This window comes from Actinomadura sp. RB99 (assembly GCF_014706005.1).
In the GTDB taxonomy this organism is placed as follows: domain Bacteria; phylum Actinomycetota; class Actinomycetes; order Streptosporangiales; family Streptosporangiaceae; genus Spirillospora.
The window spans coordinates 136,102-161,085 of record NZ_JABMCA010000016.1 but is presented as its reverse complement, the minus strand read 5'-3'; the positions used below and the strand labels follow the sequence as shown (position 1 = coordinate 161,085).

The 24,984-nt window shown below is 74.6% G+C and carries 23 protein-coding genes; 6 read left to right on the top strand and 17 right to left on the bottom strand.

The window, feature by feature from the left end; all coding sequences use genetic code 11:
• The coding region (locus amrb99_RS17615) for a nitrate- and nitrite sensing domain-containing protein (protein WP_190857066.1) at positions 1–2,150 on the bottom strand (2,150 nt) is incomplete at its 3' end.
• 298 nt (positions 2,151–2,448) lie between these two features.
• Between amrb99_RS17615 and amrb99_RS17610 the strand changes: the two genes are divergently transcribed.
• A complete protein-coding gene (locus amrb99_RS17610) occupies positions 2,449–3,645 on the top strand; it encodes an extracellular solute-binding protein (RefSeq protein ID WP_190857076.1) in 1,197 nt (398 codons plus the stop codon).
• Between the two features lie 90 nt (positions 3,646–3,735).
• Here amrb99_RS17610 and amrb99_RS17605 read toward each other — a convergent pair whose 3' ends face one another.
• Genes amrb99_RS17605 through amrb99_RS17595 form a run of 3 tightly spaced genes read right to left on the bottom strand, consistent with a single transcriptional unit; the run spans position 3,736 to position 5,962 of the window.
• Complete coding sequence (locus tag amrb99_RS17605; RefSeq protein ID WP_190857065.1) at positions 3,736–4,029, bottom strand: DUF1330 domain-containing protein; 294 nt, start codon at positions 4,027–4,029, stop codon at positions 3,736–3,738.
• Between the two features lie 29 nt (positions 4,030–4,058).
• Entirely contained in the window at positions 4,059–5,477 is a 1,419-nt protein-coding gene (locus amrb99_RS17600) for an MFS transporter (RefSeq protein ID WP_190857064.1), read from the bottom strand.
• A 26-nt stretch (positions 5,478–5,503) separates the two neighbouring features.
• Positions 5,504–5,962, bottom strand: coding sequence for a MarR family transcriptional regulator (locus amrb99_RS17595; protein ID WP_241755631.1), 459 nt, complete (start codon positions 5,960–5,962; stop codon positions 5,504–5,506).
• Between the two features lie 172 nt (positions 5,963–6,134).
• On the opposite strand from amrb99_RS17595, the gene amrb99_RS17590 reads away from it, so the two are divergent.
• Positions 6,135–7,043 (top strand): oxygenase MpaB family protein, encoded by a 909-nt coding sequence (locus tag amrb99_RS17590; protein ID WP_190857063.1) that lies wholly within the window; start codon positions 6,135–6,137, stop codon positions 7,041–7,043.
• On the opposite strand, the gene amrb99_RS17585 is transcribed toward amrb99_RS17590, so the two are convergent.
• The 4 genes from amrb99_RS17585 to amrb99_RS17570 are packed head-to-tail and all read right to left on the bottom strand — an operon-like array spanning position 7,044 to position 10,325.
• Entirely contained in the window at positions 7,044–7,985 is a 942-nt protein-coding gene (locus amrb99_RS17585; protein ID WP_347256723.1) for a PD-(D/E)XK nuclease family protein, read from the bottom strand. It abuts the gene before it with no gap.
• Positions 7,986–7,989: 4 nt separating this feature from the next.
• Positions 7,990–8,700 (bottom strand): MBL fold metallo-hydrolase, encoded by a 711-nt coding sequence (locus amrb99_RS17580; protein WP_190857062.1) that lies wholly within the window; start codon positions 8,698–8,700, stop codon positions 7,990–7,992.
• 9 nt (positions 8,701–8,709) lie between these two features.
• Positions 8,710–9,630 (bottom strand): PHP domain-containing protein, encoded by a 921-nt coding sequence (locus amrb99_RS17575; protein WP_190857061.1) that lies wholly within the window; start codon positions 9,628–9,630, stop codon positions 8,710–8,712.
• A 47-nt stretch (positions 9,631–9,677) separates the two neighbouring features.
• Positions 9,678–10,325, bottom strand: coding sequence for a DUF6758 family protein (locus amrb99_RS17570; RefSeq protein ID WP_190857060.1), 648 nt, complete (start codon positions 10,323–10,325; stop codon positions 9,678–9,680).
• A gap of 83 nt (positions 10,326–10,408) precedes the next feature.
• Here amrb99_RS17570 and amrb99_RS17565 point away from each other — a divergent pair, with 83 nt between their 5' ends.
• Positions 10,409–10,804 (top strand): NUDIX domain-containing protein, encoded by a 396-nt coding sequence (locus amrb99_RS17565; protein ID WP_190857059.1) that lies wholly within the window; start codon positions 10,409–10,411, stop codon positions 10,802–10,804.
• On the opposite strand, the gene amrb99_RS17560 is transcribed toward amrb99_RS17565, so the two are convergent.
• Entirely contained in the window at positions 10,790–12,202 is a 1,413-nt protein-coding gene (locus tag amrb99_RS17560; RefSeq protein WP_190857058.1) for a CPBP family intramembrane glutamic endopeptidase, read from the bottom strand. The two genes, amrb99_RS17565 and amrb99_RS17560, sit on opposite strands and share 15 nt — an antisense overlap.
• A 22-nt stretch (positions 12,203–12,224) precedes the next feature.
• The gene (locus amrb99_RS17555) at positions 12,225–13,166 is read right to left on the bottom strand and encodes a CoA ester lyase (RefSeq protein ID WP_190857057.1); all 942 of its coding nucleotides are present in this window, start codon (positions 13,164–13,166) and stop codon (positions 12,225–12,227) included.
• Between the two features lie 39 nt (positions 13,167–13,205).
• Between amrb99_RS17555 and amrb99_RS17550 the strand changes: the two genes are divergently transcribed.
• A complete protein-coding gene (locus tag amrb99_RS17550) occupies positions 13,206–13,712 on the top strand; it encodes a hypothetical protein (RefSeq protein WP_190857056.1) in 507 nt (168 codons plus the stop codon).
• Between the two features lie 17 nt (positions 13,713–13,729).
• On the opposite strand, the gene amrb99_RS17545 is transcribed toward amrb99_RS17550, so the two are convergent.
• From amrb99_RS17545 to amrb99_RS17535, 3 genes are all read right to left on the bottom strand, one after another.
• On the bottom strand, positions 13,730–14,620 hold the full coding sequence (locus amrb99_RS17545) for an RNA polymerase sigma-70 factor (protein ID WP_190857055.1): 891 nt from the start codon (positions 14,618–14,620) through the stop codon (positions 13,730–13,732).
• Positions 14,621–14,768: 148 nt separating this feature from the next.
• Positions 14,769–15,269 (bottom strand): inorganic diphosphatase, encoded by a 501-nt coding sequence (locus tag amrb99_RS17540; RefSeq protein WP_190857054.1) that lies wholly within the window; start codon positions 15,267–15,269, stop codon positions 14,769–14,771.
• A gap of 43 nt (positions 15,270–15,312) precedes the next feature.
• Positions 15,313–17,499 carry a SpoIIE family protein phosphatase gene (locus amrb99_RS17535; RefSeq protein ID WP_190857053.1) on the bottom strand — a complete coding sequence of 729 codons (2,187 nt, stop codon included), beginning with the start codon at positions 17,497–17,499 and terminating at the stop codon, positions 15,313–15,315.
• Between the two features lie 219 nt (positions 17,500–17,718).
• Between amrb99_RS17535 and amrb99_RS17530 the strand changes: the two genes are divergently transcribed.
• Positions 17,719–18,723, top strand: a complete 1,005-nt coding sequence (locus amrb99_RS17530; protein WP_190857052.1) for a DUF5954 family protein — start codon at positions 17,719–17,721, stop codon at positions 18,721–18,723.
• Here the strand turns inward: amrb99_RS17530 and amrb99_RS17525 are convergent.
• Both amrb99_RS17525 and amrb99_RS17520 read right to left on the bottom strand, forming a co-directional pair.
• Positions 18,718–20,169 carry an MFS transporter gene (locus tag amrb99_RS17525; protein ID WP_347256722.1) on the bottom strand — a complete coding sequence of 484 codons (1,452 nt, stop codon included), beginning with the start codon at positions 20,167–20,169 and terminating at the stop codon, positions 18,718–18,720. The genes amrb99_RS17530 and amrb99_RS17525 overlap by 6 nt on opposite strands.
• Before the next feature lie 7 nt (positions 20,170–20,176).
• A complete protein-coding gene (locus tag amrb99_RS17520; RefSeq protein WP_206699977.1) occupies positions 20,177–20,587 on the bottom strand; it encodes an ester cyclase in 411 nt (136 codons plus the stop codon).
• A gap of 75 nt (positions 20,588–20,662) precedes the next feature.
• Here amrb99_RS17520 and amrb99_RS17515 point away from each other — a divergent pair, with 75 nt between their 5' ends.
• Complete coding sequence (locus amrb99_RS17515; protein ID WP_190857050.1) at positions 20,663–21,271, top strand: TetR/AcrR family transcriptional regulator; 609 nt, start codon at positions 20,663–20,665, stop codon at positions 21,269–21,271.
• Between the two features lie 47 nt (positions 21,272–21,318).
• Here amrb99_RS17515 and amrb99_RS17510 read toward each other — a convergent pair whose 3' ends face one another.
• Positions 21,319–23,097, bottom strand: a complete 1,779-nt coding sequence (locus amrb99_RS17510; RefSeq protein WP_190857049.1) for an ABC transporter ATP-binding protein — start codon at positions 23,095–23,097, stop codon at positions 21,319–21,321.
• Positions 23,094–24,974, bottom strand: a complete 1,881-nt coding sequence (locus amrb99_RS53185) for an ABC transporter ATP-binding protein (RefSeq protein WP_190857048.1) — start codon at positions 24,972–24,974, stop codon at positions 23,094–23,096. The genes amrb99_RS17510 and amrb99_RS53185 overlap by 4 nt, the downstream gene beginning before the upstream one ends.
• Positions 24,975–24,984 lie beyond the last annotated feature (10 nt).

The window sequence follows — 24,984 nt, the reverse complement described above, 5'->3', positions numbered from 1 at the left end:
GCCGCGCCGCCGCCCGGGCCCGCGCCGAGCGGGTCGTCGCCGAAGGGGTCTTCGGCGAGCGGGCCGAGCGGGTCGTCGCCGAACCTCGGCGGGCGGGCGAGCGGCTCCGCGGGACGGGCCTCGGCGGGTTCCGGGCGCGGCGCCGCGGCGTGCCGTCCGGCCGGGAGGCGCAGCACGGCGCCGCCGGGCCCGTCGTCGTCGGGGCCGTCCGGACGGCGGCCGACGACGGCACCGACCGGGACGAGGGCGTCCTCGGCGCGGCGGGTGGTGAGCGCGGGCGGCGCCTCCAGCGCCTCGGCGTCGGCGCGGACGACGAGGTCCTCGGGCAGCAGCACGATCGCGGTCATGCCGCCGTACGGGGAGGTCCGCAGGGTGACCTTGACGCCGTGCCGGCGGGCGAGCCGGCCGACGACGAACAGACCGAGCTGCGAGGCGTCGGACAGGTCGAACTCGCCGCCGCTGGCGAGCCGCTCGTTGGCCGCGGCGAGGCTCGGCTCGTCCATGCTGAGCCCGCGGTCCTCGACCTCCAGGGTGAAGCCGTGCGAGACGGCCTGCCCGTGCACCTGCACGGTGGTGTGCGGCGGCGAGAACGCGGTGGCGTTCTCGATCAGCTCGGCGAGCAGGTGGATGACGTCGGCGACGGCGGGCCCGACGATCGCGGCGCGGGTCATCGGCGCGACGTTGACGCGGGTGTAGTCCTCGACCTCGGACGCGGCGGCGCGGGCGACGTCGACGATCGCGACGGGGCTGCGCCAGCCGCGGCCGGGCGCCTGCCCGGACAGGATGATGAGGCCCTCCGCGTGCCGGCGCATGCGGGTGGCGAGGTGGTCGACCCGGAACAGATCCTCCAGGTCGTCGGGGACCTCGATGCGCCGCTCCATCGAGTCGAGCAGCTTGAGCTGGCGGTGCAGCAGCGTCTGGCTGCGGCGGGCGAGGTTGACGAAGACGTCGCTGACGTTGCGGCGCAGCGTCGCCTCCTCCACCGCGCCCTGGATGGCGGTGCGGCGGGCGGCGTTGAACGCCTCGCCGACCTGGTCGATCTCGCGGGTGCCGAACGCCAGCGGCGGCGCCTCGGCGGCCACGTCGACCTCCTCGCCGCGGCGCAGCCGGCGGATCACGCCGGGCAGCCGGACGTCGGCGAGGTCGATGGCCTCGCGGCGCAGCCGGGCCAGCTCGCGGATCACGGACCGCGCCACCCACACCGCGATGACCAGGGACGCGACGACGGCGAGGAGGCCGAGGACGCCGGCCAGCACGACCCGGGTGATGATGCCGTCGGAGATCGGCTTGGCGCGCTGCTCGGCGCCCGCGGCCACCGACAGCTCCAGGCCGCGCAGCCGGGTGAGGTTGGAGTCGGCGGTGGTCTTCCACAGCGTCCCGGAGTCGGTGGACGGCCGGACGAGCGTGCGGGACGCGACGAACCGGTCCTCCAGCGCGCGGAGCCGGGCGTACTCCGGCATGCCGGTGACGCGCTGGTAGTAGGACTGGTCGTCGGCGCGCAGCTCGGACGAGGCGAACCCGTACAGGGCGCGCTGGGTGCCGACGAGCTTGACGAACTGGGCGTGCTCGGCGGGCGTCATCCGCCCGGCGGCGAGCGCGCCGGCGAGGACGGCGTCCTCCTCGGCGAGGGTCTCGCGGGCCCGCGACAGCGACGCCTCGTTGCGGGCGTCCTTGGCGACCTCGGAGTTGTCGAGGGTGGCGAGGGAGCCCTGCAGCGACCCGACGTCCGACAGCAGGGCGGTGTAGTCGGCGAACGCCTTGGCGCGGCCGGTGGCGCCGGCGTCGATGGCGCGCCGCCCGGTGCCGAGCGCGGCGAGCTCGCCGCCGATCCGGTCGGCGAGCCGGCGGGCCTGCGCGGGCGCGGCGCCGCGGGCGCCGGGGTCCTGGACGAGGCGGCGGAACAGCTCGGCCTGCCGGTCGGTGACGAGCCGCCCCGACTCCATCGCGGCGCGGTCCCCGTCGGTGCGGCTGCCGAGGTACACCATCGACAGCCGGCGCTCGTTCTGCAGGGCGCTGCCGAGCGCGCCGGACGGGTAGCCGAAGTGGTCCTGGACGGTCTCGACGTGCCGGAGGTTGAGGCCCTGGCCGAGCGCGATGCTCGCGGCGAAGGCCCAGAGCACGCCGAGCGAGACGACCGAGACGGTCACCATCAGGACGACCTTGAACCGGATGGACCGGAACCGCGACGCCTTGGGGACCCGACGGTGGCCGGCGGCGGGGTCCGAGGAGCGGCCTCGTTTTGGCACTTCGGTGACGACTTTCGCTCGTGGGGGCAGGTGGGGGCCGACAAGGTCCGGGCGGAACCCACAAGGTTCGAGCGGAACCGGGGAGGTCGCCGCGGAACGGACGGAAGCCTAGGGCGATCCCGCGCCGTGTGTCGACAGTTTCCAGATCATCACATTTTGTGTGCGCACGTGACCAAAAATAGCCCTACGATCTCTCAGCGTGATGGCGAACACCCCGAACCACGCGCACCGGGTGCGGCGCCCGCTCGCGGCGGCCGCGCTCGTGGTGGCCGCCCTGACCGCCGGGTGCGGCGGCGGCTCGACCGGCGCGGCACCGCCGCCGGACATCCCGACGCAGCAGGAGATCGGCGCCTCGGAGGGCCGGCTCGACCTGGTCGTCTGGGCGGGCTACGCCGAGAACGGGTCGAACGACCCGAAGGTCGACTGGGTCACCCCGTTCACCAAGGCGACCGGATGCCGCGTCGAGGCGAAGGTGGCCGACACGTCCGACTCGATGGTCGCGCTGATGCAGACGGGCAAGTACGACGGCGTGTCCGCGTCCGGCGACGCGTCGCTGCGGCTCGTCTACGGCGGGACGGTCGCGCCGGTCAACACGCGGCTGCTCAGCGGGTACGGCGACATCGCCGGGTTCCTGAAGAACCAGCCGTACAACTCGGTGGACGGGCGGATGTACGGCGTCCCGCACGGCTACGGCGCCAACATGCTGATGTACCGGACGGACAAGCTGGCGCAGCGCCCCACGTCCTGGGACGTCGTGTGGAGGAAGGACTCCCCGGCGTCGGGGCACGTCGTCGCCTACGACTCCCCCATCTACATCGCCGACGCCGCGCTGTACCTGAAGGCGCACCGCCCGGACCTGAAGATCAAGAACGTGTACGAGCTGGACGAGAAGCAGTTCGGCGCGGCGATCGACCTGCTGAAGCAGCAGCGGCCGAACGTGAACCAGTACTGGGCGAACTACCTCGACGAGCTCCAGTCGTTCAAGAGCGCCGACAACTACGCGGGCACCGCGTGGCAGGTGACCGCGAACCTGGCGATGGACCAGCGGTCACCGGTCGCGACCACGATCCCGACGGAGGGCGCCACCGGCTGGTCCGACACGTGGATGATCTCGTCGAAGGCGCAGCATCCCGCGTGCATGTACAAGTGGATGAACTGGATCATCAAGCCGAGGGTGCAGGCGCAGGTCGCGCAGTACTTCGGTGAGGCGCCGGCCAACCCGAAGGCGTGCGCGTACACCGCGAAGGGCTTCTGCTCCACGTACCACGTCGGCGATCCCGCCTTCTACAAGCGGCTGGCGTTCTGGCGCACGCCGGTGAAGGACTGCGGGGACGACCGCGGCAACGACTGCGTCGACTACGCGCGCTGGACGCAGGCCTGGACGCAGATCAAGGGCTGACCAAGAAGACCCGGCGCTCGAACGGACCGGTACCGGGGCCGGGACCGCGCCAGGTGTCGCGTCCCACGGAACCCGGCCCGGCATCGGTCGTCAGTCGAGACCTTCGATGATGCGGAAGTCGCGCTCGACGCCGTCGGCGAGTGCGGCCAGCGCCTCCTGGTAGGCCGCACTCGCGCGTGCGGCGACCGCCTGTTCGAAGCTGTCGAACTCGATCAGGATGGTGCGCTCGGCGATTCCGGCGTCGTGCGCGACGACCCGGCCGTCGCGGGCGAGCACCCGCCCGCCCGCGGCCCTGACGGCCGGACCGGCCAGCTTGTTGTAGGCGGCGAGCTTCTCGGGGTCGGCGATGGTGCGGTAGACGCTGACCCAGTAGCCCTTGGCCATGGTGACCTCCTGTGTTCGGACGGCTTCGGTCAACCGGCCGGATCCGCGATCGGATCCGTCTCGGCTGAGCGTCGGCGGGCGAGGACGAGGCTGGTCATCGTCGTGATCGCCATCGCGGCGACGCCTACCAGCGCGGCGGTGGTGTAGGCGCCGTCGTTCGGGAAGACGCGGCCGGTGCCGGTGCCGGCGGCCAGCACCAGACCGCCGATGGCGCTGCCCAAGGAGTACCCGACGCTGCGGACGACGTAGTTGAAGCTCATGGCGCTCGACGTCTCGCTCTTGGGCGTGACGGCCAGGATGACGCCGGGCATGGCGGCCGAGAAGCTGCCGACGCCGAACCCCAGCACGCCCATGGCCACGAGCAGTTCGGCCAGATTGGACCGGGCCGCCGCGAACAGGACGAACCCGCCGCCGACGATGGCGGCGCTGCCGGCCAGGAGCAGGGGGCCGTCGATCCGTTCGCGGACCCGGGGCGTGAGCTTGCCGGCGACGAACCCCAGCACGGAGAAGGGGATGAGGACCAGCCCCGCTACGAAGGTGCTCAGCCCGAACCCGTAGCCGGCGCCGTGCGGCGTCTGGGCGTAGCGGGTGATGAGCGTGAGCAGCAGGTACATGCCGCTCCCGCCGACGAACATGGCGATGTTCGCCCCGGCGACCGCCGGGTGCCGCACCGCCCGGACGTCGACCAGAGGCGTCGTGCTGCGCAGCTCGGAGGCGGTCCAGACGCACAGCAGGAGCACGGCGGCGACGGCGAGGGTCACCGCCACGGCGAGGTGCCGGCTCCACAGGCTGCTCTCGCCGGCGAGGAACAGGACGAGGAGCAGTCCACCCGCCAGGACGAGCGCACCGGCCACGTTCACGTGAGCGGAGCGGCCTTCGGGAGCCGCGGGCACGGAGCGCCAAGCGGTCAGGAACGCGACGGCGGTGACGAGCAGGCCGAGGCCGTAGGCGGCCCGCAGTCCGCCGAACTCGGCGAGCAGCGCGGCCAGCGGGTAGCCGACGCCGGCCCCGATGATGGAGACCACCGAGATCAGGGCGATCGTGGCCGCGCCGCGCCGCTCGGGGAGATGGTCGCGGGCCACGCCCATCATCAGCGCCGTGAGGCCGAGTCCGGTGCCTTGGGCCGCTCTGCCGGCGAGCAGGCAGGCGAACGGCAGCGGCAGCACGGTGAGCGCGCTGCCGACGACGACGATCGCCAGCGTGGCGAGGATCGTGGCCCGCCGGTGCGGACCGGCGCCGAGCCGGCCGAGGACGGGCGTGGCGACGGCGCCGCTGAGCAGGGCGATGGTCAGCGTCCACTGCGCGCTGTCGAGGGAGACGTGGAACGTGGTCGCCACGCTGGTGATGAGCGGCGTCCCGAGGCTGCCGACCGCCGCCACGACCAGGGCGATGAACATCAGGGCGGGGACCAGCAGGCGTGCCTCGGAACGCGCCGGGGCTGTGCTCATGGGCCGGTCGTGACCCGGGGCCGCGGTCACCGGTCCGACTCCTCTCGGGCGTGGCTTTCGAGCTCTGCCAGATGCAGCAGCGCCGGGAGGGCCGCTGCCAGGGCCTCGACCTCGTCACCGGTGAGTCCGTCGATCAGCCGCGCGTACGCGTCGACGCCCGCCTGGCGCCGTGTCCGGACGTACGACGCGCCGGCCTCGGTCAGGCGCACCAGCGTCACCCGCCTGTCGGACGGATCGCCCGTCCGCTCGACCAGCCCGGACTTCTCCATCACCCGGACCACGACGGTCATCGCGGGCTGGGTGACGCCCTCGGCCGCCGCCAGATCGGTGATCCGTCGCGGGCCGGTCTTGTCCAGGGTGGCCAGGGTGGCGGCGGACGTCAGGCTCATGTCGCGGGGAAGGCGTCTCACGGCCCTGGTGGCCAGATCGTAGAGGGCCGACCCGATGGCATCGGAAGCGTCGTGCGCGGCGCCTTGGCGACTCATGGGTGAAGCATAGCAGCTTTATATAGAGCCTTTATGCATATCTCGATCGGGATCCGGCGACACTCGACCGCGTCACCTCGAACGGGACGCGACACCGGGACCGGTGTCGCGGCCATGGCCGGGTAATGAGACACTTACATCGGTTTGTCGCACGACGTCTGGTGAGGTGGGAATGTCCGCGACCGTCCAGCCCCCCGAGAGCGTGACCTGGCGGGTCCACATCGACCGGTCCATGTGGGTCGGCGGGGTGCGCAGCCTCATGCTGCAGGCCCTGCACCCGATGGCCATGTGGGGCGTCTGGCAGAACTCCAACTTCCAGGAGGACCCCTTCGGCCGGCTCCAGCGCACGGCCGACTTCGTCGGCGTCGCCACGTTCGGCACCCGCGAGGAGATCGACGCGCTGGCCCGGAAGGTCCGCGACATCCACCGCAGCCTGCGGATCCTCAACCACGACACCGGGAAGAAGGAGCGCCTCGACCAGCCCGAGCTGCTGCTCTGGGTGCACTGCGCCGAGGTCTACTCCTACCTCCAGGTCGCCCGCCGCGCCGGTCTCCTGCTCACCGACGCCATGGCCGACCGGTACCTGCACGAGCAGCGCAGCACCGCCGCCTACGTCGGGCTGCACGCCGAGGACGTCCCGGGCAGCGTCGCGGAGATGGAGCAGTACCTCGCGAGCATGCGCCCGCACCTGCGCGTCACCGAGGAGGCGGCGGCCACCGTCAGGTTCCTGATGTGGCCCACGATGCCGGAGAACCTGAAGTTCCTCGCCCCTGGAAAGCCGGGCTACTTCCCCTTCGGCGCGCTCTGCTACTACTCGCTGCCCGACTGGGCCCGCAAGATGTACGGGGCGCTTCCCGAGGTCCCGCAGCCCGCCGTCACCGCCGCGCTCCGCTCGTTCCGCCTCGCGATGAACTCGGTGCCGGAGAAGCTGCACGACTACGCGTTCGCCAAGCCCACCCGCGAGATGCTCGAACGCGCCCGGCAGAACCTCGCCGCCGAGGGCTACGACGTCAGCCGCGGACTCTACGGCCTCCGCGACCCGCGCCGCTGGAAGTCCCGGAAGGCCCTGACCGCCGCCTGATCAGGCGTCTTCGCCGAGGGCCGCCCACGGCTCCTTGCGAGGGGCGGCCTCGCGGCCTTCGGGGCAGTGGCGGGCGAAGTCGCACCACGAGCACAGCCGGCCGGGACGCGGCGGGAACTGCTCGTCGAACGGTGCGTGGTCGACCGGCGGCGCGTCGCGGCCCGGTCCGGTGTCGCGGCTCTGCGCGCCGACGCGGGTCCGGGCGTTCTCGCCGCGACGCGGGGCGGGGACGCGCGCCCGGTACGCGTCGTCGGCGGCGGACGCCTCCGCCGCGATCTGCTCGGCCCGCCTGATGTGCCGCTGCAGCGACTCGTCGGTGTGCTCCCAGACCGCGACCTCGCCGGACGGCAGGTGGTGCAGCTCGACGCGGTGGCACGGGCGGCGCAGCACGCGGGACGCGGCGACCGCGTAGATCGCCAGCGCGAGCGAGCCGCGCGCGTCGTCGGCGGTCTGCACGTGCCGGCCCGTCTTGTAGTCGACGACGACGAGCTCCGAGCCGCGGGCGTCGAGCCGGTCGATGCGGCCGGACACGGCGATGCGGTCGGTGCGGGCCGCGACGGTGCGCTCGACGCCGACCGGCTCGTCCGCCGGGTCGAGGCCCGCCGCGTACCGCTCGGTCATCTCGCGGGCGCGCTCGCGCCACCGCGCGGACTGCGCCTCGTCCCGGAACCCGTCGGTCAGCCAGCCGCGCGCCAGCAGGGTGCCGGCGGCCTCCGGGGTCCGCTCGGCGGGCGGCAGCCGCCACCAGCCGGCGAGCGCGTTGTGCACGGCCGCGCCGACGCTGTTGTGCGCCCACGGCGGGCCCTTCGGCGGCATCGGACGGTCCAGGTAGGTCATCCGGTACCGGCGGGGGCAGTCCAGCCAGGTGTTCAGCCGGGACGGCGTGCACGCGTACAGCCGCTGGGGCATGCCGTCGAAGCCCAGCTGCTCGGCCCCGGCCACCGGATCAGTCGTCGTCCTGCTCGCGGGCGAGCGAACCCCAGGTCTCCCAGCGGGCGTCCTCGTCGCCGACCGTCGTCTCCTCGCCCTGGCCGGGCAGGATCCGCAGGTCCTTCGGCAGCGGGGTGAGCAGCGCGCCGATCGAGTTCAGCTGCTTGCCGAGCTCGTCGTACACGCCGCCGATCGAGCCGGGGCGGCCGCGGTGCAGGGTGTCGCCCGAGAACAGCACGCCGAGCTGCTCGCTGATCACGCTGACGCTGCCGGGCGTGTGGCCGGGGGTGTGCAGCACCTCCAGCTGGGAGTCGGCGATCTCGAAGATGCCGCCATCCTCCAGCCAGATGTCCGGTTCGAGGGAGCGCAGCGCCTTGGCGTCGTCCTCGTCCTTCTCCTCGCGGGCGAGGCGGCCGAAGTAGTCCCGCCACAGCACCCGGTCGCCGCGGTGCAGCGCGATCGGGGCCCAGTTCTCCTCGTCCTCCTCGCCGGCGGCGGCCACCTCCAGCACCACCTCGAGGCGGTGCTCGTTGCCGTCGGTGAGCAGGACGGCCATGACCTCGCGTTCGCCGACCTCCTTGAGGATGGCCTCGGCGTCGAAGGCCGGGTCGATCACGATGACCTCGTCGTCGTCGCCGACGATGTAGGTGTTGTTCTCGACGTCGTACTCGGTGTCGTCGAGGGTGAGCTTCCCCGACGTCGTCACCTGTTCGATGCGCGCGTCCACGCTGGCACCCTACCGTGCTTCCGGGGCGGTTCCGGGCGGCACCGCTCCAGTGCCCGAAGACACCGCGTCAGCGCCCGCGGAGACGGGCGAAGAGACGGGCGCCGAGCCGGTGGACGCGGCGACGAGGGCGGCGTAGGCGTCCGGGGCGGTGGTCTCCGCGCCGAGGCGGTCGCCGGTCAGGGCACCGTGGTCGTCGCTGGAGCCGGTGGCGGCCAGGCCGAGGTCGCGGGCGAGGCCGCGCAGCGCGGCGCGTTCCCCCGCGTCCTGGTCGGGGTGGTCGACCTCGATCCCGGCGAGGCCGGCGGCGGCGAGGCTCGCGATCACCTCGTCGGAGAAGACGTAGCCGCCGCGCCGGGTCCGCGGATGGGCGAGCACGCACACCCCGCCGGCCGCCCCGACGAGCCGGATCGCCCGCGCCGGGTCGAGCGCGTACCGGTCGGCGTGCGCGCGGCCGCCCTCGGCGATCCAGTCGCGGGTGAACGCCTCGTCCGGGGACGCGACGACGCCCGCCTCGACCATGGCGCGCGCGATGTGCGGGCGGCCGACCGCCTCGCCGCGCGCCAGCGCGCGGACCCGCTCCCAGGTCACGTCCGCGCCCAGCTCCCGCAGCCGCTCCACCATCGTCCGCGCCCTGATGACGCGGTCGTCGCGGATCCGGGCCAGCTCGGCGGCGAGGGCGGGCTCGGACGGGTCGAACAGGTACCCGAGCAGGTGCAGGCTGCGCCCGTCGTGCTTGCACGACAGCTCGACGCCGGGGACGAGCGTCAGCCCGTCCGGCAGCGCGGCGGCGGCCTCGTCCCAGCCGGCGACCGTGTCGTGGTCGGTCAGCGCGACGACGTCCACGCCGTTCGCGCGGGCCCGCCGGACGACCTCGGACGGCGGGCGCGTCCCGTCGGAGACGTCGCTGTGGCTGTGCAGGTCGATGCGCATGCGCCCTTTCTAACAGCCGCCGGCCCGGCGGGCGGGCGGCCGTCCGCCTACTCGTCGAGCCGGGGACTGTAGGCGCCGTAGGGAAGGTCCAGGTCCATGCCGGGTTCGCGCAGGTCGAGGAGGTTCTGCCGCTCCAGCATCAGCACGCCGGCCTCGGCGGGCCACAGCACCGCCCACAGCCAGTCGCCCATCGCCTCGCCGACGTAGACGGCCCGGTCGGGCCGGCTGCCGACGACCCACATCGGCACCGAGTGGCCGCAGGTCGCGGCGGGCCCGCTGATGTCGATCTTGGCGTCGGGCGGGCTGCCGTCGAACCCCGGGCCGGGGTCGCCGCCGTCCAGCCCGGCGTAGTGGCCGCCGAGCCCGATGCCGGGCTCCTCGGCGATCAGCACCAGGTCGGCCGGGCCGCTGAGCAGGCCCGGCCCGGACAGCGCGACGGCCGTCGCCCGGGCGCCCGAACGCTCGTCGCCCACCGCGCAGAAGCCGGTGACGAGCCAGGCCGGCGGAAGGGGCCAGGGCGTCCAGACCGGGACCCTGGCGTCCTGGAGCACGGCCGCCAGCCCGTCCGGGCCGGGGCGCTTGGACGGCTGGCGGGGTAGTACGGCGCCGTGCACGCCGCAGCTCCAGTCGCTCGACCAGAGGCCCGGCGCGCTCACCGGGCCCGCGCATCGCGGGCATGTGGGCTCCGACCTCATGACTACCCACCCTGCGCGCCGATTCCCGCCGCCGTCAAGTTCCCCGAGGTAGCGGACCGGGCAAGGCGCGTCAAAATGGTGACATGAGGGTGCGCTGCGTCGGGGGGATCGTAAGGGACGGGAGCGGGCGGCTGTTGCTGGTGAGGCGCGGTCGGCCGCCGGGCGCCGGCCTGTGGTCGGTGCCCGGCGGACGGGTCGAGCCGGGCGAGGACGACGCCGCCGCGCTGGTCCGGGAGCTGAAGGAGGAGACGGGCCTGGACGTGGTGGCGGGCGCGCTCGCCGGGTCGGTGGAGCGTCCCGGCCCCGGAGGCGTCGTCTACGAGATCCACGACTACGAGGCCCGGGCGGTGGGCGGCGTCCTGCGTGCCGGGGACGACGCCGCCGACGCCCGCTGGGTCACCGCGGCGGAGCTGCGGGAGCTGCCGCTGACGGACGGCCTGGTCGAGGCCCTGGAGTCGTGGGGCCTACTGGGGCCGTGAGACGAACGCGGGCTCGGCGTCCTGCGGGACCGCGCCGGGCCCCGGGTCTTCGGCCGGGGCCGCCGTCACGGTCTGGATCCTCTTGCGGCGCGCCAGCCAGACGACGACCGCCGCGTACAGCAGCATCGGCGCTACGTCGGCGGCGACGGCCTGCCACGGCACGGACCCCTGATCGATGTCGAGCTTCCCCACGGCGGCCGGGCCGAGGAACGCCAGCAGGTTGTTGAACACGTGCAGGGCGATGCCGGACTCCAGCCCGCCCGTCCGCGTCGCGAGCCAGGCCGCGACCGCGCCGAACACGAAGATGTCGAGGATGCCCCAGCCGGTGTAGCCGTGCAGGGACGTGAACGCGGCCGACCCGATGACGATCCCGGGCCACGGGGTGCGGAACACGGCGCTGAACGCGCGCCCGACCCGCCCGGTGCGGGTCTCCAGCGTGCAGGCGCCCACGGCCTGCAGCAGCCAGCCGCGGAAGACGACCTCCTCCGCCGACGACTGGAGCGGCACCAGCAGGACGATCACGAGGGCGGCGGGCGCGAACCGGCCCCAGCCGACCCAGTGCTCGCCGCCGGACGAGTCGTCCGGGAGGAACGCGCTCGCGACGATCGACGACGCGTACGACAGCACGCAGAACCCGACGGCGAGGCCGCAGCAGGTGAGCAGCCAGCGCCAGCGCACCCGGCCCGCGACGGACGCGAGGGTGCCGGGCCTGCGCCGCTGCACGAGCCACGCGGCCAGCAGCGCCATCGGCAGGAAGACCGCGATGACGGCCAGGTTGAACGCCAGGTCGGCGGTCGGGTTCCCGAAGATCGTGTCGGCGCCGCTCCCGGTGGCGTCGGGCGCGTCGCCGGTCGCGATGACCCGCACCACGATCCCGATGATCATCATGCCGATCGCCAGCGCCATGCCCGCGACAATGATCGCCGCGCTGCCCACGAGCGGCCGCCACCAGCGGTGCAGCGGCGTCCGCGCCATCCGGTGGAACGGGGTGCCGGGCGGCGGCGCGGCCGTCCACGGCCCCTTCGGGCGCGGCGGCCCGTACCCGGTGAACCCCTGCGCGGCGTAGGGGCCGTAGGGCGCGCCGTACGCCGGTGGGTACGGGCCGGCGCCGTACTGGCCCGGATAGGGCTGGGCCATCGGCTGGGGCTGGGCCGTCGGCTGGGGCTGGGCGCCCTGGTCGGCGGGCCATGTCCAACCGGTCGGCGCGGGCAGCCCATCCGTGGTCGGGCCGGGCGGGCCGGGCGGCACAGGCGGGCCGATCGCGGGCGGCGCGGGCGCGGGGGCCTGCGGCTCCGGCACCCCCTCGGACCCGTCCGACATACCGGGATCGAGCGGGGCCCAGCCGTTCTCGTCCCCTGCCATCGGCACCTGGTCCTCTCCCCGCGACGGTTCTCCCATGTGGGACGAATGGTACGTCCCGTCAGGTCGCCGGGGCGTCGAAGCGCTTGGTCCGGGCCATCCCGGCGGCGCGCCCCTTCGCCGCGACGACGAGCGCCATCTTCCGGGACGCCTCGTCGATCATCTCGTCCCCGAGCGTGGCGGCGCCGCGCCCCTCCACGGTGACGTAGTGCTCGTAGGCGTCCAGGATCAGCTCGGCGTGGTCGTAGTCCTCCTGCGACGGGGAGAACACCGCATTCCCCGCGTCGATCTGCGCCGGGTGCAGCACCCACTTGCCGTCGAACCCGAGCGCGGCCGAGCGCTTCGCGACCCGGGTGAACGCGTCGACGTCCCGGACGTTGAAGTACGGCCCGTCGATGGCCTGCAGGTCGTTGGCGCGCGCGGCCATGAGGATCCGCATCAGGATGTAGTGGTAGGCGTCGCCCTCGGTGTACCCGGGCGGCTGCTCCCCCACCACCAGCGTCCTCATGTTGATCGAGGCCATCAGGTCGCCGGGGCCGAACACCAGCGCCTCCAGCCGCGGCGACGACGCGGCGATCTCGTCGATGTTCACCATGCCCTTGGCGTCCTCGATCTGCGCCTCGATGCCGATGCGGCCCGCCTCGAACCCCATCGCCCGCTCGATCTGGGTGAGGAGCCGGTCGAGCCAGCGCACGTGCGAGGCGTCCGACGCCTTCGGCAGCATGATCGCGTCGAGGTTCGCGCCCGCGCCCTCGACGACCTCGATCACGTCCCGGTACGCCCAGTGGGTCTCCAGGTCGTTGATCCGCACCACGCGGGTCTTGCCCGTCCAGTCGCCGTCGTTGAGCGCGGCGACGACGGTCTTGCGCGCGCCCTCCTTGGCGGACGGCGCGACCGCGTCCTCCAGGTCGAGGAAGATCTCGTCGGCGGGGAGCCCCTGCGCCTTCTCGATGAAGCGGGGATTGCTGCCGGGGACCGCGAGGGTGGTACGTCGAGACCGCATGAGGCGGATGCTATCCAGCGCGTATGAGACGCTTTCGGCGTGGGTGAGCTGAACCGCGCGCTGGTCGAAGAGGCGGCGAAGAGGTCGGGGCTGCTCTGGCTCGACCTGCCCGGCCTGCCGCAGCCGCGCGCCGCGTGGCACGTGTGGCACGACGGGTCGGCGTACGTGCTGACCGGCGGCGAGGGCGAGCAGCCGCTGCCGGGCCTGCCGGACGCCGAGCGGGTCACGGTGATCCTGCGCAGCAAGGACAAGGGCGGCCGGCTGGTCGCGTTCACCGCCGGCTGCGAGCGGGTCGAGCCCGGCGGCGAGCTGTGGGACGAGGTCGTGCCGCTGCTGGTCAAGGAGCGGCTGAACGCCCGGACCCACGAGGGGCAGGCGGAGACCTGGGCGGCCGAGTCGTGGATCATCCGGCTGACCCCGGTGGACGCGGTCGACGACCCGGACCCGGAGGCGTACGCGACGGTGCGTCCGGTGCCGACCCCGGCGACCACCGCGGGCCCGCCGCCGAGGATGTTCGGCGGCAGGCGCCGCAGGGTCGACGAGTAGCCGCCGGCGGGTCCCCGTCACATCGGCAGCGTGCGGCCCTCCGCGATCGCGCGGAGCTTGTCCGGATTCGCCACCAGCTGGATGTCCCGGACGCGCCCGTCGTCGCCGACGGTGGCGCTGATCACGCTGATCGGCCCGTCCGGGCCGTCCACGACCACGGCCGGCCCGCCGTTGATCTCGACCTGCCGCAGCCGCCAGTCCTCGGGGGCGACGCCCTCGTAGGGGCGGGTGGCGATGTTCGCGAAGAACCGGGCGATGAGGTCCGCGCCGTGCACGATCTTCCGCGGCGCCTGGACCTTGCCGCCGCCGTCGGTCCACAGCGTCACGTCCGGGGCGAGGGTCTCCATGAGCCGGTTGATGTCCCCGCCGACGACCGCGTCGAGGAACCGCTCCGTCGCGGCGCGCCGCTCGGCGCCGCCCGCCTCGAACCGGGGGCGGCGCGCCTCGACGTGCTTGCGCGCCCGGGTGCCGAGCTGCCGCACCGACGTCTCCGTGCGGTCCAGCGCCCGCGCGATCTCCGCGTACGGGTAGCCGAACACCTCCTTCAGCACGAACACGGCGCGTTCCAGCGGGCTGAGGGTCTCCAGCACGACCAGCATCGCCATCGACACCGACTCCGACAGCTCGGCGCCCTCCGCCGCGACGTCCGGGGAGGTCAGCATCGGCTCGGGCAGCCACGGGCCGACATAGGTCTCGCGCTGCGCGCGCGCCGACCGCAGCCGGTCCAGCGCCACGTTCGTGGTGATCCGGACGAGGTAGGCCTTGGGGTCCTGGACGTCGGAGCGGTCGGCGGCGGACCAGCGGATCCACGCGTCCTGGACGGCGTCCTCCGCGTCCGCGGCGGTGCCGAGCATCCGGTAGGCCACCGCGAACAGCAGGTTGCGGTGCTCCTCGAAGACATCAGACATGATCGTTCAGCCTTTCACGGCCGGGCACGCGCGCCCGCCCTCACCACCGAGGACGGGACGCCCGCCCGGATCGTGACATCGCCGCGGAACCGACGCCACCGGGCACCGCACACCCGGCCTCCGGGCACCGCACGTCGCGGCGCCCCGGCTAGCGCGATCCGGCGAGGTGGGCGTCGGCGGCGCGCTCGATGGAGTCGCCGATCTCCCGGTCGGCGACGAGGCGGTCCTGCCAGCCGCGCACGTCGGTGTCCTTGCCGGGCTCCAGGTTCTTGTAGATGTCGAAGAAGTGCGCGATCTCGTCCAGGAAGTGGTTCGGCACATCGCTCAGGTCGCGGACCGACTCGTAGCGGACGTCCCGCGCCGGCACCGTGAGGATCTTGGCGTCGGGCAGGCCGCCGTCGTGCATCCAGAACACCCCGACGCTGCGGACCGACACCTGGCAGCCGGGGAACGTGGGCTCCTCCAGCAGGACCATCGCGTCCAGCGGGTCGCCGTCCTCGGCGAGCGTGTCGGGCACGTAGCCGTAGTCCACCGGGTACTGCGTGGAGGTGAACAGCATCCGGTCCAGGCGGATGCGCCCGAGCCGGTGGTCCATCTCGTACTTGTTGCGTGATCCGCGCGGGATCTCGACGATCATCTCGATTTCCATGGTGCCTCCCCAAGCAGGGTCGTACCCGGCATGCCGGGCCGCCCTACTCCCCCGATGCCGGAACGTGCAGCGCGAGCAGCGTCACGTCGTCGGACTGCTCGTACCCGGCGAGCAGCCGGGCGACCAGGTGGTCGACGAGCCGTCCCGGGTCGGCGGCGGCGCCCGGCGGCAGCTCCGCCGCGGCCGCGACCAGGTCGCCGAGCCCGGTGTCGACGCCGCGCCTGCGGTTCTCCACCAGCCCGTCGGAGTACAGCACGACGGTGTCGCCCGGCGCCAGCGAGAAGCTCGCCTGCTGCCGGTGGCTCGGCCAGCCCAGCGGGGTGCCCGCCTCGACGTCGCTGAGGCCCGGCGGCGCGCCGGCGGGCAGCAGCAGCGGCGGCGGGTGCCCGGCGCTGGTGTACAGGCCCTGCCCGGTGGACGGGTCGATCACCAGGTAGGCGACGGTGGTGAACTGCTCGGCGTCCTCGGTGGCGCTGAACAGCCGGTCCAGGCCGGACAGGACGGCGGCGGGCCGCGGGTCGGTGAGCGCGAGCGCGCGCAGCGCGTTGCGCACCCGGCCCATGATCGCGGCGGCCAGCACGCCCTTGCCCATGACGTCGCCGACGACCACGGCGAGCCGGCCGCCGGGCAGCTTGAACACGTCGTACCAGTCGCCGCCGACCTGCACGTGCCGGGTCACCGGGTCGTAGCGCGCGGCCATCCGCAGCTCCGGGGAGCTCGGCAGGTCGCCCGGCAGCAGGCTGCGCTGCAGCTGCTCGGCGGTGCGGTGCTCGCGCTCGAACAGCAGCGCCCGCTCCACCGCGAGCGCGCACTGCCCCGCCAGCGCCTCCAGGAACACCTGCTCGTCCTCGGTGAGGAACCGGGTCCGGGTGAAGGCGAACCGCAGCACCCCGATGGGCGCGCCCGCCGCCAGCAGCGGCAGCGCCACCCACGCCTGCTCGCCGGGGCCGCGCCGCCGCTCCGCCGCCGCGGCGGCCTCGCCCAGCTGCCGGCGCAGCTCCTCGGGGTTCTCGGCGACGAACGGGCGGCCGTCGCGCGCGGCGGCCGACATCACGCCCGGCTCCGCGACGGCGAGGCTGTCCGGCCAGGCGTCCGAGCCGTCCGGCCCGGAGTCCGCGTCCGCGCCGGACGGGTCGTCGGCGGGGGCGACCGGGGTGAGCCGCGTCCGGCCCTCGTCCAGGAGCGCGACCGTGCAGTGGTCGACGCCGACCGCGGACTGGCCGACCTCCACGATGACCCGCACGACCTCGCCGACGGTCAGCGCCTCGGCGAGCATCGAGGTGGCCTGCTGGAGCCGGGCGGTGCGCAGCGCGGCGGCCGAGAGCTGGCCGGTGAGCCTGCCGCGCATCTCCTCGGCGTCGCGGCGGCCGGTGACGTCGGTCCCGGCGCACACCCACTCGATCACCGCGCCGTCCCGGCGGATCGGGACGGCCCGCACCTCGAAGTGCCGGCGCCCGCCGGACGCGGTGAGGACGCGGCAGTCGACCTCCAGCACGCGCCCGTCGCGCATGCAGGCGCGCCACTCGGCGGCGACGCGGTCGTAGTCCTCGGGATGCACGGCGGCGATCCAGCCGCCCCGCGCGTACGCCTCGGGGGTCTGGCCGGTGACGGCGCGCCAGTGCGGCGCGTCCTCGCCGGCGGCGCCGTCCGCCGCGGTCGTCCACACCACCGGGGTCGTCGCCTCGACCAGCGACCGGTACCGCTCGGTGCGGCGGGTGATGGCGTCCTCGACCGCGCGGCGGACCGTCTCGTCCTGGACGATCAGCGCCGCGCCGAGCATCGCGCCGCCGGGGCCGCGCACCGGCAGGCACGCGCAGACCCAGACCCGCTCGCCGTAGGCGTCCGGCGCGGCGGCGTCGGGCACGGCGGCTCCGGGCGTGCCGGGCGCGGGGCCGGCGGGTGCGGGCGCGCGGACCTCCAGGCCGGTGACGGGACGGCCGTCGTCCAGGACGCCCCGCAGCGCCGGTTCGAGGACGGCCGCGAACTCGCCGTCCAGCACCTCGGCGAGCCGCCGCCCGACGGGGTTCACGCCGTTGCGGCCGCCGGCGCCGCCGCCGCGCAGCAGCGCGCGCAGCGCCTCGTTCGCCCGGCGCAGGCGCAGCCGGGCGTCGAGGAACGCGACGCCGAAGGGCACCTCGGTGACCAGTGCGCCGAACAGCGCCGAGTCGGCCAGGGCCGTGCCGGTCCAAGCCGAGCCGGTCCGAGCCGTGTCGCGGGCATCCGGGACCATCGCCTCATCCCCCGGTGTCGATCCGGCCACCAGTCTAGACGCGGCCTCCCCCGGACGGCGGCGGTCGCGCGAGCCGTGTCCGGCCGCGGCGGTGCGGGCCCCGCGGCGCCGCATCATCTGCCGGACATAAGCCGCCGATCGGGAGAAGTCGCACGTCAGCGGGGGTCCGGTTCCGCGGATTCGCCTGCGGGCCGCCGCACGGAAACCGACTATGAGGGCATGACGTTCCCGTTGATGCAGGGGTACGACCACATCAACCTGGTCGCCTCCCTCGATCCCGTCGCGGCCGTGCGGGACCGCGAGATCGGCGACGCGATCCTCGCCTTCCCCAAGCTCCTCCCGGCCGGGTCGCCCGACTTCGGGTACGCGGTGCAGACCGGCGCGGAGTGGCGCATCGGCTGCCTCGGCGCGACCGACCCGTCCGCCGCCCGCTACGGCCTGGCCGCCGACCTGCGGCGGGACGCGGCGGACGGCGGCCACCCGCCCGGCGTCGCGCGGGCGATGCTCGCGGCGGCGGGCCGGCTCGACCCCGAGGAGGGCGACCAGCTCCCGAAGGACGAGTGGGAGATCGGCGACCGGCGCTACCGGATCATCCGGGTGGAGAAGTACACGCTGCTCGGCGACCGGGTGATGGAGCCGCCCCGGCCGACCGACACGCCCGGCACCTGCGGCGACGGGATGCTCCGCGGCCACCTGCTGGAGCCGGCGGCGCCGGCCGGCCAGTGGGAGGCGCAGCTGAGGCTGAACCTGGTCGGCTTCATGCCGGTGCCGGGTTCCGTCCCGGCGACGGTGCTGACCGAGGCGCAGCACGCGGTGCGGACGCATCCGGGCGTGGTGCTGCTGCCGCCCACGTTCATCGCGGTCGAGGTCAAGGAGAACGGGTGGGCGCCGCTGACCGGCGGCGACGACCCGGAGGAGACGCGGCACCGGCTGGCCCGCTACTTCGGCGACCTGCTGCCGCGGCTGCGCGAGTTCCAGGGCGACCCGCCCGAGCCGGCCGAGCTGGCGGAGTGGGACCGGGCCGCCGAGCAGATCGAGGCGGCGACCGGGCACGCGTTCACGGCGGCGGGGCGCGAGTTCCGCACCGTCCGCATCTCGCGGATGCTGCGGCTCGGCCGGGACGGGCCGGAGGCCCCGCGCCCCTCCGACCAGGAGCGCTACGGCCTGTCCGGCGCCGTCCACGACGAGGAGTACGACGAGGAAGAGGAGGAGGAGACCTCATGACGGCCGGGCGGCGGCCGCCCGGCCGGTGATGAGGAACACCACCGCCGCGACGGCGCACAGCGCGCCGGCCGCGCCGAGGCTCGCGACGTCGAAGCCGTGCACCGCCGCGCGCCCCGCCTCGCCCGGATGGGCCCGCAGGTAGTGCGCGGCGGCCGTCCCCGCGACGGTGCTGAGCAGGGCGGTGCCGAGGGACGCGCCGATCTGCTGCGACGTCATGACGGTCGCGCCCGCCACGGCCGTGTCGGGTCCCGCGCCGAGCGTGGCCGTGCTGTTGGCGGTGACGAGCACCCACCCGGTGCCGAGGCCCACCAGCAGGAACACCGGCAGCACGTGCGTCCAGTAGCCGCCGTCGACGCGGACGGTCCCGAGCAGCGCGAGCCCGGCGGCGATCACCAGCAGGCCCGGGGCCAGCAGCGCCCGCACCGGCGCGCGGACGAGCAGGGGGCTCACGCACCGGACGCCGATCATCAGCCCGGCGGTGAGCGGCAGGAACGCGACGCCCGCCCGCACCGGCGGGTACCCGAGGACGTTCTGCAGGTAGAAGGTGAGGAAGAACAGCGCGGCGAACATCCCGACCGACAGGCCGAGGACCGCCAGGTACGAGCCGCCGCGCCGCCGGTCGAGGACGACCCGCGGCGGCAGCAGCGGCCCGGACACCCGGGTCTGCGCCCACGCGAACGCCGCCAGCAGCGCGACGCCGGCGGCCAGCGGCCCGACGGTCGTCGCGGCGCCCCAGCCGTCCGGTTCGGCCCGCGCGAAGCCGAGGACCAGGCTCATCAGTCCCGCGGTGGCGAGCAGCGCCCCGACGGCGTCGACCTTCACGCCCGGCGTGCGCGGCACCGCGCGGACCGCGTAGAGCACCCCGGCCCCGGCGGCGACCGCGATCGGCACGTTCACGAACATGCACCAGCGCCAGTCGAGGTAGTCGGTGAGGACGCCGCCGAGCACGACGCCGAGCCCGGACGAGCTGCCCATCACCGTCCCGTAGATCCCGAACGCCCGGCCGCGCTCGGCCGGGGCCGGGAAGGACGCGGCCAGCGTCGCGAGGACCGACGGGGTGAGCAGGGCACCGAAGGCGCCCTGGGCGGCCCGCGCGGTGAGCAGCAGGGCCGGGCCGGGCGCCGCGCCGCCGAGCGCGGACGCCAGCGCGAACCCGGTCAGCCCGACCAGCAGCGCGCGGCGGCGGCCGATCAGGTCCGACAGCCGGCCGCCGAGGAGCAGCAGGCCGCCGTAGGCGAGCGCGTAGACGGTGATCACCCACTGCCGGTCCGGGTCGGACAGGTGCAGGGAGCGCTGCAGCGACGGCAGCGCGATGTTCATGATCGTCATGTCGATGCCGATCATGAGCTGGGCGGTGGCGACGGCGGCCAGCGCCCACCAGCGCCGCGGGGCGGGCGCGGTCCGCGCCGCGCCCTCCCGCTCTCCGGGAACCGTTTCCGTGGTCACGGCCGCCTCAGAACATGCCGTTGGAGTTGGCGGCGGTGTCCGGGATCGGCTGCATCACGTCCCAGTGCTCGACGATCCGGCCGTTCTCGAACCGGAAGATGTCGACGATCGCGGTGCCCGCCTGGCCGGGCACGCGGATCCCGTGGACGTGCGCGATGACGCGGTCGCCGTCCGCGTACAGGCCCTTGACCTCGGCGCGCAGGTCGGGGAACTCGGCCCGGATGCCCTCGACGAAGCCGCGGAAGCCCTCGATGCCGTCGGCGATGCGCGGGTTGTGCTGGACGTAGCGGTCCCCGATCAGCCGGGCGGCGGCGTCGAAGTCCTTGCGGTTGAGCCCGGCCTCGTAGAAGGCCAGGACGGTCGCCTTGTTCGCTTCCTGCTCGGCGATCGTCGCCTCGTGGTGGGCGGTGGTGGTCACGGCGGAGCCCTTCGTTGACTGAACAGCTGTAGCGCTACGACTGTAGCGCAAGAGCCGTCGCATTAGAATGCCCGCATGGGAACGGCATCGCCCTCCCGCGGGCGGAACCGGCGCGGCCAGGGCGAACGGCTGCGCGAGGAGATCGTGGCGACCGCGCTGCGGCTCCTGGAGGAGCTGGGCGACGACGAGGCGCTCTCGCTGCGCGCGGTGGCCCGCGAGATCGGCATCGCGGCGACGTCGGTCTACCTGCACTTCGCCGACCGGGACGCGCTGGTCCTCGCGGCGATGCGCAGCAGCCACGCCGACCTCGTCCGGGCGAGCGACGAGGCCGAGGCGGCGGCCGGCGACCCGGTGGGCGGGCTGCGCGCGCGCGTGCAGGTCATGGGCAGCTGGTCACACGACCACCCCGGCCTCTACAAGGTGCTGCACGAGAGCGCCGTCAACCAGCGGTGCGACATGTCGTTCAAGATGGAGCTGGGCAAGCGCACCACGGAGGCCGTCCAGCGCTGCATGGACGCGGGCCTCGCCCCCGCCGGCGACGCGGCGTCCGTCTCGCTCGACCTGCGGGCGGCCGTGCACGGCGCGGTGTCGATGCGCGTCAACCAGCCCGACCTGCCGTGGGAGCCGCTGGAGGAGCAGGTCGACCGGCTCCTCACCAAGCTCGTCGGCGTCCGCCTCCCCTAGAGACGGCGCCTTGAGACGGCCGCTGGCGACGGCGCCTGGCGACGGCCTCAGAGATACGCGCGGGCCTGGAGTTCGAACAGCTCGGCGTAGAGCCCGCCTTCGGCGAGGAGCGTGGCGTGGTCGCCGGCCTGGACGACCCGCCCGCCGTCCATGACGACGATGAGGTCGGCCATCCGGACGGTCGAGAACCGGTGCGACACCAGGATCGTGATCGCGCCGGTGCCGGCGGCGGTGCGGCGCGCGGCGTCCAGGTAGCGGCGGAACAGGGCGTCCTCGGTGGGCGCGTCGAGGCTCGCGGTCGGCTCGTCCAGGACCAGCAGCAGCGGGTGGTCGCGCATCATCGCGCGGCCGAGGGCGAGCTTCTGCCACTGGCCGCCGGACAGGTCCGCGCCGCCCTGGAACGACTTCCCGAGCGGGGTGTCGAGGCCGGACGGCAGCTCGTCGATGACGCTCGTCCCGGCGGCCCGATCGAGGGCGGTGCGCAGGGCGTCCTCGTCGTCGAGGCGCGGCAGGTCGCCGATGCCGACGGCCTCGCCCGCGCGCAGGTTCCACTTCACGAAGTCCTGGAAGGCGGCGGACGTGCGAGCGCGCCACGCGGTCCGGTCGACGTCCGCCAGGTCGGCGCCGTCCAGCAGGATCCGCCCGCTCGTCGGCGGGTACAGGCCGGTCAGCAGCTTGACCAGCGTCGTCTTGCCCGCGCCGTTCTCCCCGATCAGCGCGACGGTGCCGCCGGCGGGCAGGACGAGGTCCACCCCGCGCAGGACCGGGACGTCGGTGCCCGGGTAGGCGAACGCGACGTCCTGCAGCGTGATGCCGTGGTCGAGGCGGTCGGGGGCGGGCGCGCCGCCGGAGCGCTGCGCGGCCGCGTGGTCCTCCAGCCACAGCAGGCTCTGCGCGGCGGACGCCGTGGTGACGACCTGCCCGATGGCGTTGGACGCCTGCGACACCGTGAGCTGCGCGCGCCGCAGCAGGCTGACCGCGAGGACGACCTGTCCCGCCGACGCGTCGCCCCGCGCGGCCCGGACGGCGATGAGCGCGATCGCGCCGGAGAACGCGGCGGCGTACAGGAACCAGCCGAGGGCGCTCCACAGCGCGCCGGCGGACGCGGCGCGGACGGTGGCGCGGCGCGCGGCGGCGGTGAGCCGGTCGTGCCGGGCGCGCAGCTCCGCGCCGAGCCCGTACGTCCGCAGCTCCTTGGCGGGCCCGGCGGTGGCGGCCAGCTCGAACAGCTCACCGGCGAGGCGCCGCCGGTCCGCGACGGCGGCGTCGGCGCGCTCGCGCAGCGCGACGGACCGCTTGTCGGCGAGGTACGGGGGCAGCCCGGCGAGGGGCAGCAGCGCGAGCGGCGGGTAGACGGTCGCGAGCAGGACGGCGATCCCGATCGTCCGGACGGCGACGGACGCGAGCGTGAGCGCCTGCCGGGGCCCGGACGCGAGCATCGGGCGGCGCTGTTCGAGCCGTTCCAGCTCGGTGAGGTAGTCGGGGCGCTCGAAGTGCTCCAGGCCGGGGACGGCGTTGACGAGCGCGGCGATCCGGGCCGACAGCCACACCGACACCTCGTCGGTCAGCGCCGTCAGCCGGCCGGCGGACACGATCATCAGCGTCCAGGACAGGGTGAACAGGACGGCGACGGTGACGGTCCCGGCGATCCCCGCGGGGACGTCGTGCCGGGGCAGCGCGTCGACCATCGTGCGGATGCCGAGCGGGTAGGTGATCTGGGTGAGCGCGGTCGCGAGGACGGTGAGCGCGGCGACGGCCATGGGGCGCGGCGCTGCGCGGAACCCGTCGGAGACCAGGACGCGGAACGTGCGGCGGACCCTCGTCATGCTTCTTCCCCCTCGGCGCCCTCGGCGCGGTCGTCACCGTCGTCGCCGTCGTCGCCGTCGTCGCGGAACCGGGCGGCCTGGAGGCGGAACATCTCCGCGTAGATCCCGTCGAGCGCCATCAGCTCGTCGTGCGTGCCCTGCTCGGCGAGGCGGCCGCCGTCCAGCACGCAGATCCGGTCGGCGCGCCGCACGGTCGAGAAGCGGTGCGAGATGACGATGGACGTCAGGCCGCGCGTGAGGTCGAGGAACCGGTCGTAGAAGGCGGCCTCGGCCCGGACGTCCAGCCAGGCCGTGGGCTCGTCGAGGACGAGCACCGTCGCGCCGTGCTCGACGGCGAACAGCGCGCGGGCGAGCGCGACGCGCTGCCACTGGCCGCCGGACAGGTCGGTCCCGCCCTCGTAGCGGCGGGACAGGACGGTGTCCCAGCCGACCTCCGCGGCGAGGTCGAGCGCCCCGGCGCGGGCGGCGGCGCGGTCGCGTCCGGCGGCGTCGTCGAGGTGCTCGACGGCGCCGAGCGCGACGTTCTCGGCGAGGGACAGCGGGTAGCGGTCGAAGTCCTGGTACACGGCGGCGAACCGGCGCTGCCAGCGCGCCGCGTCGAGGTCGCGGAGCGGGACGCCGTCCACGGCGATCGTCCCGCCGGTCGGGTCGTGCATGCGGGCGAGCAGCTTGACCAGCGTGGTCTTGCCGGCGCCGTTCGCGCCGACGATCGCGGTGGAGCGTCCCGCCGGGATCTCCAGGTCGAGTCCGTCGAGCACCGGGTCGCCGCCGGGGTAGGCGAAGCGGACGCCGTCCAGCCGGATCCCGTGCTCGGGGAGCCCGGCCGGGTCCCGGCCGCCGTCGAGCTCCTCGCGGGCGTCGCGCAGGCGCGCCTCCAGCGCGGCCTGGTCGGGCAGCGCCGAGACCATCCACTCGGCGGAGATGTCGCTCGTGGTGACGGTGCCCGCGTACATCGTGGCGGGCAGCAGCGGCAGCATGACCGACAGCTCCCGCAAGCCGATCTGGTGGTGCAGCGCCGCGTACGCGAGCGTGCCGCACGCGACGAGGTAGGCGGCGAGCACGGCGCCGGCGAGCAGGTAGGCGCGGCGAGCGAGGCGGGCGTAGCTCTCCCGGGTCGTCGCCATGCCCGCCGCCCAGTGCTCGCGGTACCGCTCGACCGTCCAGTCGCCGAGCCCGAAGACGCGCAGCTCCTTCGCGGCGGTCGGGCGGATCGCCAGGTAGAGGAAGTACCAGGCGCGCCGCAGCACCTCGGCCTTCGTCCGGAACCCGACGATCTGGGCGAGGATGATCTTCCGCAGCGGGCGCCGGATCAGCAGCCACACCGCGAGCAGCGCGAGCCCGAGCCACCACCGGAACGTGGCGAGGACGGCGCACGCACCGATCCCGGCGAGCCGGGAGCCCGCGGCGGCGGCGAGCGCGACCGGCGCGTCCGCCGGGACGTGGCCGGTCAGCGTGCCGCGGGCCAGTTCCAGCCGGTCCCGGATCTCCGGGTCCTCCAGGTGCGCGACGCCCACCGGGCCGCTGACGGCGGCCATGAGCCGGCTCTGCAGGTCGTCCACGAGGCGCGCCTTCACGCAGGCGCTCAGCCACTCCTGGTACGGGCCGGTGAGGAGGGTCGCCGCGTAGAGCAGGCCGGCGGCGAGCAGCGCGCCGGCGAGGGCGCGCCCGGCGGCGCCGTGCAGGTGCGCGGCGGCGGCCGCCGGGATGCGCCCGGCCGCGTAGCCGAGCGCGACGAGGCTCGCGTTCGGCAGCACCGCGTTCGCCACGACCAGCAGGGCGACGGCGGCCGCCCAGCCCTTGCCCGCGCCCCAGAGCATCCGCAGCGCGCGCACCCGGCCGGACCCGGCGAGCCGTTCCGTGAGCCCTGCCCTGTCCACGTCGACCTCC